We start from the raw sequence: 12,670 nt of genomic DNA, 5'->3' as shown, positions 1-12,670 counted from the left end.
AAACAGAGGTGAAGACCGTGTTAGACCGTTTACAGTCAATTGAACAACGATACGAAAAATTAAATGAGCTTTTAAGTGATCCGGAAGTGGTCAACGATCCGAAAAAGCTTAGAGAATATTCGAAAGAGCAATCTGATATACAAGAAACCGTTGAAGTCTATAGACAATACAGAGACGCATCAGAACAGCTTGCCGATGCGAAAGCGATGCTTGAGGAAAAGCTTGATGCCGATATGAGAGAAATGGTGAAGGAAGAAATCTCCGAACTGCAGGGAGAGACGGAAACCTTATCAGAGCGTTTGAAAGTGCTCCTCATCCCGAAAGACCCGAACGATGACAAAAACGTAATCATGGAGATCCGCGGAGCAGCGGGAGGAGAAGAAGCCGCGCTGTTTGCGGGAAATCTCTACAGAATGTACTCCCGTTACGCCGAAATCCAAGGCTGGAAGACTGAAGTCATGGAAGCAAACGTGACCGGAACGGGCGGTTATAAAGAAATCATCTTTATGATTACGGGAAAAGGCGCATACTCCAAGCTGAAGTATGAAAATGGCGCGCACCGCGTACAGCGTGTTCCGGAAACGGAATCAGGCGGCCGTATTCATACATCCACGGCGACGGTGGCGTGTCTTCCTGAAGCGGAAGAAGTAGAAGTGGACATTCACGAAAAAGACATCCGCGTCGATACATTCGCATCAAGCGGACCGGGCGGACAAAGCGTAAACACGACGATGTCGGCCGTACGCCTGACGCATTTACCGACTGGTGTTGTCGTTTCCTGTCAGGATGAAAAATCTCAGATTAAAAACAAAGAAAAAGCGATGAAGGTGCTCCGCGCCAGAATCTATGACAAATTCCAGCAGGAAGCTCAGGCTGAATATGATCAGACCCGTAAATCAGCCGTCGGTTCAGGCGACCGTTCCGAGCGTATCCGCACATACAATTTCCCGCAAAACCGTGTGACGGATCACCGCATCGGCCTGACGATTCAAAAGCTGGATCAAATCCTGGAAGGCAAGCTTGATGAAGTGGTTGAAGCGTTAATCGTAGAAGACCAGTCAAGCAAGCTCCAGCAGGCGGAAAATTAAGATGAAGACCGTTTTTGAAGCCCTAAGCTGGGCTTCTTCTTATTTAACCGAAGCGGGAAGAGAAAAAAACGCGGCCGAGCTGCTGCTGTTAAATGATACCGGAATGGATCGGAGCAAACTTCTCGCAAGTCTGCAGGAGCCCGTCGGCGAGGACGAGCTTTATCGATTCAGACGGCACGTGGAGATGCATAAAGAAGGTATTCCGATTCAATATATTATCGGGAAAGAACAGTTTTACGGCAGGGAATTTTTTGTGAATGACGATGTTCTCATTCCGCGTCCGGAAACGGAAGAAGTCGTCTTTCATCTGCTGGACAGACAGAAGCGGGCATTTTCCGAGGCAGAACGACTGAACGTCATTGATATCGGTACGGGGAGCGGAGCCATTGCGGTGACGCTCGCGCTGGAATGCGGACATTTTTCAGTATCGGCTTCGGATATTTCAAAAGAAGCGCTGCAGGTGGCGGAAAGAAATGCGCAAAACCTCGGAGCGGACGTCTGTTTTTTGCAGGGAGATCTGTTAACTCCTTTTATTTCATCAGGGAAAAAAGCGGATATTATTGTTTCCAATCCGCCGTATATTTCTGAAGAAGAAATGGCGGATTTGTCGGATATCGTCCGTTTCCATGAGCCGCTTCATGCTCTTACGGACGGCGGTGACGGTTTGAAATTCTACAAGCGGTTTATGGAGGAGCTGCCTCTTGTCATGAAAGATAAAGCGCTTGTCGTCTTTGAAATCGGATATAATCAGGGGAAAGCCGTGAAAGACCTGTTCCGTCATTCCTTTCCGAATGCGGAAGTGGAAGTCGTACAGGACATCAACGGAAAAGACAGAACCGTATCCGCGGTCATCACATCATGAAAAAAGCCCGCCGGTGACGCACACGGCGGGCTTTTGTTACAATGGAAAGAAAATGAAAGGGGCATCCGCCTTGAAAAAAGCGTTCGCCTTCGGATGTATACTCGCCGCCGCAGCTTATGCGGCGGGGGTTGTTCTGCCGTTTGGCGTTGATATCATTTTCGGCGCCGTTACGGCTGTTCTTATCGTCACAGCGATCATCGTTTCCGGGTTGGCCGTAAGCGGAGCGGAGCAGCGGGCCAATTATCATTCTGAAACAGAAGAAGGACGGCACGCCCGTTTAAAGATGGCCGCCGTTTTCTTTTGCGCCGCTCTCCCTTCAGCCGGCTGTCTGCTGATTACGCTTCTGTAGCCGGATTTTGTCTTTGCAGCAATACGGAATCCCATACCCAATAGACGACGGCTGTTAAAACCGCAAAGATATAAAAGGCTGAATTAGAAAACAGAGATTGGCCTGACGGCTGCAAAAGACCGAAGATGATCCCGTTTGCAATGAATGACACCCCTAAATAATAAAGAAAATACAGCGGATGAAATCTCTTCGGCTTTTTATTCAGAAAGTATTGAAGCGGCAGTGCAAAAATCAAATAAGGAAACAAAAAATAAAACGCCATCGAAATGAAAGCCGCGATAATGAATTGATGAACATACAAAATAGAATAAATGACAGACATACATGCCGCCGACAGCAGCACGGTGTAATTATATTTCATCTGAAAACCTCCTATCAAAATAATATCGTACCATATTTTGAATCTGTCAATGCAGATTATCAGCTTGCTAGATTTTTTTCTTCCCGCCGGTTTAAACCTTTTCCGTCATGTCCATAATGGGACTAGATAAAAAAAGCACGGAGAGGAACGGTGGGGACCGATGAAACAGACAATGATGATCTGCATATATATTTTTCTTTTATTATCAGGAGCGCTTGCGGGTTTGACAAAAGAAGAAACGGCGCGGGCATCAGCCGATGAGCCCGTCGTCATACCGGATGAAGCGATCCGGCTCAGAATTTTGGCCAACAGTGATAACGATGAGGATCAAAAGCTCAAGCGCCAGATCAGAGATGCTGTAAACAAGCAAATCACGGACTGGGTGAAAGATATCACTTCCATTGAAGAAGCGCGGCGGCTCATTCGTTCGAAGCTTCCTGAAATTAAAGAAATCGCCAAACAAACGATGAAAGAAAAGGGTGCGCATCAATCCGTTTCAGTTCAATTCAATAAAATCTCGTTTCCGACAAAGCTCTACGGCAATATGGTCTATCCGGCCGGAAAATATGAAGCGATTTTAATTACACTCGGCAATGGCGAGGGCGCCAACTGGTGGTGCGTCTTGTTTCCGCCGCTGTGCTTCCTTGATTTCTCAAACGGCGAAGCGGTGAAAGATCAGGAAGACGGCGGACAGAAGCAGGAAGAAACGCAGAAACAGACTAAAAAAGTGCTGGATGACGTAAAAACAAAGGCTGATAAAGCGAAGAAAGAAAATAAAGATGACGATGATACCGAAGTGAAGTTTTTCCTCGTCGATTGGATTTCAGATCTATTTTCCTGAAGTAAAAGGCATAAATCCGGATTCGATTCATAGATTGGAAGAAAGAGTTGATCGAAACGGAGGGAAATATATGTTTTATCAGCTGAGAGTGGCAAGAGATCAAGATACGGAGGCGCTGGAGGCCTTTTTGAAAAAGGCTGATACGGCACATGCGGAAATCGATCAGCAGATCAGCCGGTTTATCGTACTGGAAGACAGCGAAAAAATGATTGCCGCCTGTCTCGGGATCGAAAAATTCAGCGGCGGAAAAGGGCTTCTCCGTTCACTCGTCATGTCGGACAGGCTGAATCAAAGCCATATCGTTACACTGTTTCAAAGTATGGATGTGCTGTGCAAAAAACATGAGATTCAAGATGTCTACTTAGTCGCCAATCAGCCCTCATCTGCTGAGTTTCTGAATGTGATGGGATTTGAAGCGTGCGCCGATGCGCCTGATGAACTGTATACGTCCGAACATTTCCGCAACTCGTTATGCACAGAAGGTTCGTTTTTAATGGTGAAAACCTCTGCCTGATCTAACTTATACACAAGGTTATCCACTTATTAAAAAGTGTTGTCCACAGTTTGTGGATAACGCTTGTTTTATTAAAGGACATCTTTTATACTTTCAAAAGGAATACACGAGAGAAAATAAAGTTTTACCGCTTTAAAATAAGGAGTTTGGTTATACATGAAAACAAGAAGATGGTTTGTGGATTGTTCCGCAGAATTATCCACAACCGATCCCCAAATTACACAAGCCGCGGAATTGCTCCGGCAGAATGAGGTTGTGGCTTTTCCGACAGAAACCGTTTACGGACTGGGCGCTAACGCTGAAAATACGGAAGCCGTAACGAAAATATATGAGGCGAAAGGAAGGCCGAGCGATAACCCGCTGATTGTGCATATATCCCATATCAGCCAGCTTGATCGTTTTATCAGCCATATTCCTGAGACGGCGAAAAAGCTTATGGAGCTATTCTGGCCGGGGGCGCTGACCCTTGTCCTGCCGTGTAGGCCCGGTGTGCTGTCACCCCGTGTCACCGCGGGACTTGAGACGGTAGCGGTCAGAATGCCTGATCATCCGGCAGCATTAGCCCTCATCAGCTCGGCCGGACTGCCGATCGCCGCGCCGAGCGCCAATTTATCAGGAAAACCGAGCCCGACGAAGGCCGAGCATGTAGCTCATGATTTAAACGGCCGTATTGCCGGTATTGTGGACGGCGGCGCGACGGGAATCGGAGTGGAATCAACCGTTCTGTCCTGTACGGGGAAACAGCCCGTGCTGCTTCGTCCGGGCGGCGTGACAAAAGAGCAGATTGAATCCGCCGCCGGTCCGGTTCTTGTGGATAAAGGGCTGACCGAAGAAGATGAGGTTCCTATTTCTCCCGGTATGAAATATACACATTACGCGCCTTCTGCGCCGATGGCTATTGCCGACGGCGGCGCCCGGAGAATTCAAGAACTGGCAGACGCATATAAAAGCCGGGGAAAACGAATCGGTATTTTGACAACAGAAGAGAACGCCGATAGTTACCAGGCTGATTATATCAAGGTCTGCGGCAGACGCGCCGACCTTGAAACAGTGGCGTCCGCCTTATACGATGCGCTCCGCAGCTTTGATGAAGCGGAAGTGGATATGATTATTTCTGAGTCCTTTCCCGATACCGGAGTGGGGCTCGCCGTTATGAACAGGCTGATGAAAGCCGCAGGCGGCACCGTTATCCATTAACTTGTTCTACCCCTTATCGGACATGCATAAGCTAAACAAGCGGGCACGTCCAAGGGGGTTTTTATTCATGTCGAATCTATTCATCGGGGAACTTGTCTCCTTAAGCATCATGGCATTTGCTTTGGGGACGGATGCCTTTTCCGTCGGGCTCGGAATGGGAATGATTCAGCTGAAGAAAAAACAGATTTTTCATATAGGGGTTGTCATCGGGCTGTTTCATGTCATGATGCCGCTTGTGGGAATGGCGGCCGGGCATCTGCTGTCCGGTTTTCTGGGGATGCTCGCCGTTTACATCGGCGGATCTCTTCTTTTCATTTTAGGGGTGCAGATGATGGTCGCCGCGTTTAAACAATCGGACGGGCCGCTCATATCTCCGGCAGGCTCGGGACTGTTGCTGTTTGCGGTCGGTGTCAGTCTGGACAGCTTTTCTGTCGGGCTCAGTCTCGGGATGAACGGCTCCAATCCGTTTCTGGCCGTTACGCTGTTCGGGGTCTTCAGCACCGTTTTAACATGGGCGGGCCTTTTGGCGGGAAGAAAGGTGCAGTCGTGGCTCGGCTCCTACAGCGAAGCGCTTGGCGGAGCCATTTTGATCGGATTCGGGCTGAAACTGCTTTTACCGATATAAATAAGATACGTAAAAAAAGAAACGAAGATGCCGTTTCTTTTTTCTTCATTTATAATAGGCAGTAAGAGGTGACGGACATGAAAATAATCTTTGTTTGTACAGGCAATACGTGCCGCAGTCCCATGGCTGAGGCTCTTTTTAAATCCATAGCAGAAACGAAAGGGCTGGATGTCAGCGTAAGCTCGGCCGGCGTATTCGCGTCTCCGCACGGAAAAGCGTCGGCTCATGCCGTAGAAGCGCTGTTTGAAAAACGGATCGCCCTCAATCACAGTTCATCTCCCTTATCGGAAGAACATATCGAGACGGCCGACCTGGTGCTGGCGATGACCGAACAGCATAAACAGCTGATTGAAGGCCGATATCAAAACAGTCAGGGCAAAGTTTTTACCATTAAAGAATACGTGACGGGGGAAAGCGGCGATATCTCTGACCCGTTCGGCGGTCCGCTTGATGTTTATAAACAGACGCGGGACGAACTGGAGGAGCTGCTGACCCTTTTGGCTGATCAATTGCTTGACGGGAAAAGCAAGTAATCTGTCAGAAAATCTGCAAACAGGTCATTTGCAAAACGAATGTGAAAGAGTAGAATGAAATCAACGGATTTCGTAATAAAAAGGACAAGCACACTGGGCTGTCTTCGCCCAGCCACACCTAGGAGGTAAATGAATGAAAGTAGCTATTGCGTCAGATCACGGCGGCGTCCATATCCGCGAAGAAATAAAAAGTCTTTTGGATGAATTGCAGATTGAATACATTGATATGGGCTGTGAATGCGGCGCCGGCTCTGTCGATTATTCAGACTACGCTTTTCCGGTAGCGGAAAAAGTGGTGAACGGCGAAGCTGACAGGGGAATTTTAATTTGCGGCACAGGCATCGGCATGAGCATCTCCGCAAATAAGGTAAAGGGCATACGCTGTGCGCTTGCCCATGACACCTTCAGCGCAAAAGCGACGCGTGAACACAATGACACGAATGTTCTTGCGATGGGCGAACGCGTCATCGGCCCGGGGCTGGCGCGCGAAATCGCAAAAGTCTGGCTGACGACTGAATTTACGGGCGGCCGCCACGAACGGCGGATCGGCAAAATCGCAGATTACGAAGAAAAAAATCTGTAAGAGGTGCTGGACAATGGAAGAGATGAAGCAAAAATGGACGGACATGCTGACTGAGTTTCAAGAGCAGGCAGGACTGACGGACGGCAGTCTGCTGGTGGTCGGGTGCAGTACAAGTGAAGCCGCCGGAAGCCGGATCGGCACCGCCGGAAGCGGGGATTGGGCTGAATTGATATACGGCGGACTTAACCGGTTTAAGGAAAAAACGGGTGTGCATCTTGCTTTTCAATGCTGCGAGCATTTAAACAGGGCGCTTGTCATTGAAGCGGAAACGGCCGAGCGGTTCAGGCTCCCCATTGTTTCAGCCGTCCCCGTCCCGAAAGCGGGCGGAGCGATGGCCTCTTATGCATACCGGCAGATGCGTTCTCCAGTGCTCGCTGAATCGATTCAGGCTGACGCCGGGATTGACATCGGTGATACGTTCATCGGCATGCATCTGAAACCCGTTGCCGTCCCTGTCCGGATATCGAGCCGTGAGCTTGGAGAAGCACATGTGACGATGGCCCGGACAAGACCGAAGCTGATAGGCGGATTTCGCGCCGTATATGAATGCGAATGATGAAAATACTTTTCCTCTATAATGTTCGTGTTTTCTAATTAAATTTTGTGATTTTTTTAAATAAGCTGTTACATTCACCTGAAAAACCATGTACAATAAGGTGGTAAAAATAAAGAACAGGAAACGGATAGGAGAGGATCTCGCTGATGAAACATTTACCTGTACAAGATAAACAAGTGTTTAACGCCATCAAAGATGAGCGTAAGCGTCAACAGACTAAGATCGAATTAATTGCTTCTGAAAACTTCGTGACGGAAGCGGTAATGGAAGCACAAGGCTCTGTTTTAACAAACAAATATGCTGAAGGCTACCCCGGCAAACGCTACTACGGCGGCTGTGAGCATGTTGATGTCGTTGAGGACATCGCCCGCGACCGCGCGAAAGAGATTTTCGGAGCTGAGCATGTAAACGTTCAGCCGCACTCAGGCGCTCAGGCGAACATGGCTGTTTACTTCACGATTTTAGAGCACGGCGACACGGTGCTCGGGATGAACCTCTCCCACGGCGGCCACTTAACACACGGAAGCCCGGTTAATTTCAGCGGCGTTCAATACAACTTTGTAGAATACGGTGTCGATAAAGACACGCAATATATAGATTATGAAGATGTGCGTGAAAAAGCGCTGGCGCATAAGCCGAAACTCATCGTTGCCGGAGCGAGCGCATACCCCCGCACGATCGACTTTAAAAAATTCCGCGAAATCGCTGATGAAGTCGGCGCTTACTTCATGGTAGACATGGCGCATATCGCGGGTCTTGTCGCAGCCGGTCTTCATCCGAATCCGGTTCCTTACGCTGACTTTGTAACGACAACGACTCACAAAACACTTCGCGGACCCCGCGGAGGAATGATCCTTTGCCGTGAAGAGTTCGGCAAAAAGATTGATAAATCCATTTTCCCTGGAATCCAAGGCGGACCGCTTATGCATGTCATCGCGGCCAAAGCCGTTTCTTTCGGAGAAGTGCTTGAAGATGATTTCAAAACATATGCGCAAAACGTCATCTCGAACGCGAAGCGCCTGGCTGAGTCTCTGAACAAAGAGGGCATTCAGCTCGTATCAGGCGGAACGGATAACCACCTTGTGCTTGTCGACCTCCGTTCTCTCGGTCTGACCGGAAAAGTCGCTGAACACGTTCTTGATGAAATCGGCATTACATCTAATAAAAACGCGATCCCTTACGATCCGGAAAAACCGTTCGTCACAAGCGGAATCCGTCTCGGTACGGCAGCTGTGACAAGCCGCGGCTTTGACGGTGACGCGCTTGAAGAAGTCGGCGCTATCATCGGCCTCGCGCTGAAACATCATGAAGACGAAGCAAAACTTGAAGAAGCGAGACAGCGCGTATCTGCCTTGACTGAAAAGTTTCCTTTATATAAAGAACTGGACTATTAATAAGGAAGAAACCCGCCGGAACCTTAATCCGGCGGGTTTTTTTATGATTTTCTTGAAACTGTTTGTCTTTTTCTGTAGAATCAATAGAAGTGTGAAAAAGTCACTCGGACAACAAAAAAGGAGCTGAACACAGTATGGGAAAGGTTTACGTATTTGATCATCCTTTAATCCAGCATAAGCTGACATATATTCGGAATGAAAATACAGGCACAAAGGATTTCAGAGACCTTGTGGACGAAGTCGCATCACTGATGGCGTTTGAAATTACACGTGATCTTCCTCTTAAAGAAGTGGAAGTGAAAACACCTGTTCAAACAGCGACATCCAAAGTGATTTCAGGGAAGAAACTCGGTATCGTGCCGATCCTGAGAGCGGGTCTCGGAATGGTTGACGGCATGCTGAAATTAATCCCGGCCGCTAAAGTGGGACATGTCGGATTATACCGTGATCCGGAAACCTTAAAACCGGTGGAATACTATGTCAAGCTTCCTTCTGATGTAGAAGAACGCGAATTTATTGTCGTGGATCCGATGCTTGCTACGGGAGGCTCTGCGGTGGAAGCGATAAACAGCCTGAAAAAGCGCGGCGCGAGAAACATTCGTTTTATGTGTCTTGTAGCGGCTCCGGAAGGCGTGGAAGAGCTGCAGAAACATCATTCTGACGTTGATATTTACATCGCAGCCCTTGATGAAAAACTGAATGAAAAAGGCTATATCGTTCCGGGCCTCGGTGACGCGGGTGACAGACTGTACGGAACCAAATAAATCGGAAAACCTCATTCAGGGGTTTTCTTTTTTTATCCAGATATTTGCTGAATGGGAAGAGTTCATACATTTATAGGTGAAATTGTGAACATTCTGTGTATGCTTCCGGTATAAAAAGTTTTTTAACTTTAAACAGATTGACACATGTTAGGGGCTATTGTATGCTAAACGAGGGTATTATGAGAAGGTTTTCATTCCTTTCATTTCTAGTATCCATCCTCATTTTAAATCCTCCAAAAAACCCGTTATATGAGGATTTATCTAAGCGAATGAAACAGCATCCCGTGGCATCAGGAGGATGAGTGGTTTTTTCGAACAGGCCGTTTTGCGGGACAAAAAAAGGCCTTCTGCAAAGGGTTAACCGCATGTTTTGCCGTATCCAGGAATTATATTACATTTTCATCAGGAGACAGATAGTTGATGGACGATCCCAATCTTACATTCAGCAGACAACGGAGATATGTATTTGTAATCTTAGCAATCTATTTGCTGGGATATGGTCTTACGGCGTATAAAACTGTTTTTTTAGGCCTCTTTTTGGGAACTGTTTTCAGTTTGTTTAATTTGTGGCTCTTGACCAGAAGAATGAATGCTTTTGACAAGGCCGTGGCGAAAGGAAAGTCCATACGATCACTCGGGAGCGCAGCGCGTTGGTGCAATGCGATACTTGCGATGGCTGTCGCCTTTAAATATCCCGATAAAGTCAGTGTGGCAAGTGTGATTATTGGATTAATGACAATTTATCCCGTCATTATGATAGATTCCATTATTCAGCTCAAACGTTCATCAATGGAAGAGAGGTGAAAACCCATTGAATCACGATTACAGAACTATTGATTTGTTTGGTCTTACTTTTAATCTGACAAACATTCTGATGATTACTGTGGCAAGTGTGATTGTGCTGCTGATTGCGATTCTCACTACGAGAACGCTGTCTATCCGTCCGGGAAAAGCCCAGAACTTCATGGAATGGATTGTTGATTTTGTCCGCAATATTATAGGCAGTACAATGGATTTAAAAACAGGGGCTAACTTCTTGGCGCTTGGTGTAACCTTGCTGATGTACATATTTGTATCAAATATGCTGGGGCTGCCGTTTTCTGTAACGGTCGGACACGAGCTTTGGTGGAAATCACCGACGGCCGATCCGGCTATTACTCTGACTCTAGCCGTTATGGTTGTGTCGTTAACGCACTATTACGGCGTGAAGATGAAAGGTTTGAAGGAATACTCTAAGGATTACCTCAGACCGGTTCCGCTTATGTTCCCGATGAAGATCATTGAGGAGTTTGCGAATACGCTGACACTCGGACTTCGTCTTTACGGTAACATTTTCGCCGGGGAAATTCTTCTTGGCCTGCTTGCGAATCTGGCGACGAATTTCTACTCAAACAGCTTCTTTCTCGGTTTGGTCGGCACAGTCGGAGCCATTCTTCCGATGCTTGCATGGCAGGCGTTCAGCTTGTTCATCGGTACCATCCAGGCATTTATCTTTACGATGCTGACGATGGTGTACATGTCACACAAAATCAGTCATGATCATTAAAATCATATATCCATTCGGATAACATTTTAAAGGAGGAACTTTTTCATGAATTTAATAGCAGCTGCAATTGCAATCGGTTTAGGTGCACTTGGTGCAGGTATTGGTAACGGTCTGATCGTTTCACGTACGGTAGAGGGAATCGCCCGTCAGCCGGAAGCAGGAAAAGAACTTAGAACTCTTATGTTCATGGGTATCGCATTGGTTGAGGCCCTTCCGATTATCGCTGTCGTTATCGCGTTCTTAGCGTTCTTTGGCTAAGCAAAAAAGCCTTATATGAACTAAAAATGGCGAAGATCACTCTAAGAGAACCTTCGCCATTGCTTTATGTCTGATAAGCACGCCGTCCCGAAACGGCTTTTTATCAGCAGAGAAAACCTGCAGAAGGGAGTTGCCGTAGTAGATGTCTCAATTACCTCTTGAATTAGGACTGTCGTTTAACGGCGGAGATATCCTATTCCAATTGTTAGCTATGTTAGTTTTATTAGCGCTTCTCAAGAAATTCGCTCTTGGACCGCTATTAAATATAATGAAACAGCGTGAAGATCATATCGCCGGCGAAATTACGTCCGCTGAAGAAAGAAATAAAGAAGCGCAGAAGCTGATTGAAGAGCAGCGCGTTCTTTTAAAAGAAGCGAAACAGGAATCACAATCACTCATTGAAAATGCGAAAAAACTGGGTGAAAAGCAGAAGGAAGACATTATCCAGGCTGCACGCGCCGAGTCTGAAAGATTGAAAGAAGCGGCGAGAACCGAAATTGTCAAAGAAAAAGAACAAGCGGTTTCCGCACTTCGCGAGCAAGTCGCATCACTTTCTGTCTTAATCGCATCGAAAGTGATTGAAAAAGAGCTTGATGAACAAGCCCAGGAACAACTGATTCAGGACTATCTTAAAGAGGTAGGAGAAAGCCGATGAGTGGATCTGCTGTCTCTAAACGATACGCGTCAGCGCTTTTCGACATTGCCGTTGAGACTTCTCAAATCAATGAAATCGAAGAAGAGCTTACCGTACTAAAAGAAGTGTTCCGGAACGAAGCCGGATTACAGGAAGTGTTAAGCCATCCGAAGGTATCGGCCGCTAAGAAAAAAGAGCTGATTCAGCAATCGTTCGGCGCACTGTCTGAGTCTGTGCTGCATACGATTTTTCTTCTGATTGACCGCCGCCGGTCTTCGATTGTGCCTGATCTCACAGACGAGTTTATCAAACTTGCCAATCAGGCCCGTCAGACAGAGGACGCGGTTGTTTATTCAGTAAAACCGCTGTCAGAAGCGGAAATGTTATCATTGTCTCAAGTGTTTGCAAAAAAAGCCGGAATCGCTTCGCTCAGAATCAGAAATGAAGTGCAGACGGATTTAATAGGCGGCATTAAAGTCCGCATTGGAAACCGGATTTATGACGGAAGCGTAAGCGGAAAGCTTGAGCGCATGGAACGTCAACTTGCCGGAGGAAATCGATAGAA

The 12,670-nt window shown here is 47.2% G+C and carries 18 protein-coding genes; 17 read left to right on the top strand and 1 reads right to left on the bottom strand.

The features are described 5' to 3' along the window. Window positions 1-17: 17 nt before the first annotated feature. From prfA to JNUCC22_RS17240, 3 genes are all read left to right on the top strand, one after another. Window positions 18-1,088 (top strand): peptide chain release factor 1, encoded by a 1,071-nt coding sequence (gene prfA / locus JNUCC22_RS17250; RefSeq protein ID WP_003151139.1) that lies wholly within the window; start codon window positions 18-20, stop codon window positions 1,086-1,088. Between the two features lies 1 nt (window position 1,089). Then, entirely contained in the window at window positions 1,090-1,950 is an 861-nt protein-coding gene (gene prmC, locus JNUCC22_RS17245) for a peptide chain release factor N(5)-glutamine methyltransferase (RefSeq protein ID WP_015240760.1), read from the top strand. 70 nt (window positions 1,951-2,020) lie between these two features. Further along, a complete protein-coding gene (locus tag JNUCC22_RS17240) occupies window positions 2,021-2,299 on the top strand; it encodes a DUF5316 family protein (RefSeq protein WP_007407605.1) in 279 nt (92 codons plus the stop codon). On the opposite strand, the gene JNUCC22_RS17235 is transcribed toward JNUCC22_RS17240, so the two are convergent. Then, the gene (locus tag JNUCC22_RS17235; RefSeq protein WP_003151143.1) at window positions 2,286-2,660 is read right to left on the bottom strand and encodes a UPF0715 family protein; all 375 of its coding nucleotides are present in this window, start codon (window positions 2,658-2,660) and stop codon (window positions 2,286-2,288) included. The genes JNUCC22_RS17240 and JNUCC22_RS17235 overlap by 14 nt on opposite strands. 160 nt (window positions 2,661-2,820) lie before the next feature. Between JNUCC22_RS17235 and spoIIR the strand changes: the two genes are divergently transcribed. From spoIIR to JNUCC22_RS17165, 14 genes are all read left to right on the top strand, one after another. Continuing rightward, window positions 2,821-3,501 carry a stage II sporulation protein R gene (spoIIR, locus tag JNUCC22_RS17230; protein ID WP_059367634.1) on the top strand — a complete coding sequence of 227 codons (681 nt, stop codon included), beginning with the start codon at window positions 2,821-2,823 and terminating at the stop codon, window positions 3,499-3,501. Window positions 3,502-3,571: 70 nt separating this feature from the next. Beyond that, a complete protein-coding gene (locus JNUCC22_RS17225; RefSeq protein WP_007407603.1) occupies window positions 3,572-4,015 on the top strand; it encodes a GNAT family N-acetyltransferase in 444 nt (147 codons plus the stop codon). Between the two features lie 156 nt (window positions 4,016-4,171). Further along, entirely contained in the window at window positions 4,172-5,212 is a 1,041-nt protein-coding gene (locus JNUCC22_RS17220; RefSeq protein WP_072589661.1) for an L-threonylcarbamoyladenylate synthase, read from the top strand. A gap of 67 nt (window positions 5,213-5,279) precedes the next feature. Continuing rightward, window positions 5,280-5,837 (top strand): manganese efflux pump MntP, encoded by a 558-nt coding sequence (locus JNUCC22_RS17215; protein WP_072589660.1) that lies wholly within the window; start codon window positions 5,280-5,282, stop codon window positions 5,835-5,837. 77 nt (window positions 5,838-5,914) lie between these two features. Continuing rightward, window positions 5,915-6,370: a low molecular weight protein arginine phosphatase gene (locus JNUCC22_RS17210; protein ID WP_029325731.1), complete on the top strand. Its 456-nt coding sequence runs from the start codon at window positions 5,915-5,917 to the stop codon at window positions 6,368-6,370. 133 nt (window positions 6,371-6,503) lie between these two features. Beyond that, window positions 6,504-6,953, top strand: a complete 450-nt coding sequence (gene rpiB / locus JNUCC22_RS17205) for a ribose 5-phosphate isomerase B (protein WP_003151149.1) — start codon at window positions 6,504-6,506, stop codon at window positions 6,951-6,953. A gap of 13 nt (window positions 6,954-6,966) precedes the next feature. Further along, entirely contained in the window at window positions 6,967-7,509 is a 543-nt protein-coding gene (locus JNUCC22_RS17200) for a TIGR01440 family protein (RefSeq protein ID WP_072589659.1), read from the top strand. A 146-nt stretch (window positions 7,510-7,655) separates the two neighbouring features. Next, complete coding sequence (gene glyA, locus JNUCC22_RS17195) at window positions 7,656-8,903, top strand: serine hydroxymethyltransferase (RefSeq protein WP_015418416.1); 1,248 nt, start codon at window positions 7,656-7,658, stop codon at window positions 8,901-8,903. 134 nt (window positions 8,904-9,037) lie between these two features. Further along, a complete protein-coding gene (gene upp, locus JNUCC22_RS17190; RefSeq protein ID WP_003151154.1) occupies window positions 9,038-9,667 on the top strand; it encodes a uracil phosphoribosyltransferase in 630 nt (209 codons plus the stop codon). A 420-nt stretch (window positions 9,668-10,087) separates the two neighbouring features. Beyond that, window positions 10,088-10,471, top strand: coding sequence for an ATP synthase subunit I (gene atpI / locus JNUCC22_RS17185; RefSeq protein ID WP_003151155.1), 384 nt, complete (start codon window positions 10,088-10,090; stop codon window positions 10,469-10,471). Between the two features lie 7 nt (window positions 10,472-10,478). Then, a complete protein-coding gene (gene atpB, locus JNUCC22_RS17180) occupies window positions 10,479-11,213 on the top strand; it encodes a F0F1 ATP synthase subunit A (RefSeq protein ID WP_014419099.1) in 735 nt (244 codons plus the stop codon). Window positions 11,214-11,258: 45 nt separating this feature from the next. After that, window positions 11,259-11,471, top strand: a complete 213-nt coding sequence (gene atpE, locus JNUCC22_RS17175) for a F0F1 ATP synthase subunit C (protein WP_003151167.1) — start codon at window positions 11,259-11,261, stop codon at window positions 11,469-11,471. Between the two features lie 142 nt (window positions 11,472-11,613). Further along, window positions 11,614-12,126, top strand: coding sequence for a F0F1 ATP synthase subunit B (gene atpF, locus JNUCC22_RS17170; RefSeq protein ID WP_003151168.1), 513 nt, complete (start codon window positions 11,614-11,616; stop codon window positions 12,124-12,126). Further along, the gene (locus JNUCC22_RS17165) at window positions 12,123-12,668 is read left to right on the top strand and encodes a F0F1 ATP synthase subunit delta (protein WP_003151169.1); all 546 of its coding nucleotides are present in this window, start codon (window positions 12,123-12,125) and stop codon (window positions 12,666-12,668) included. Before atpF ends, JNUCC22_RS17165 begins: the two co-directional genes overlap by 4 nt. Window positions 12,669-12,670: the final 2 nt, after the last annotated feature.

This window comes from Bacillus sp. JNUCC-22 (genome assembly GCF_018861275.1).
In the GTDB taxonomy this organism is placed as follows: domain Bacteria; phylum Bacillota; class Bacilli; order Bacillales; family Bacillaceae; genus Bacillus; species Bacillus velezensis.
The sequence above is the reverse complement of the archived record's forward strand: the minus strand, read 5'-3'. Positions and strand labels throughout refer to the sequence as shown.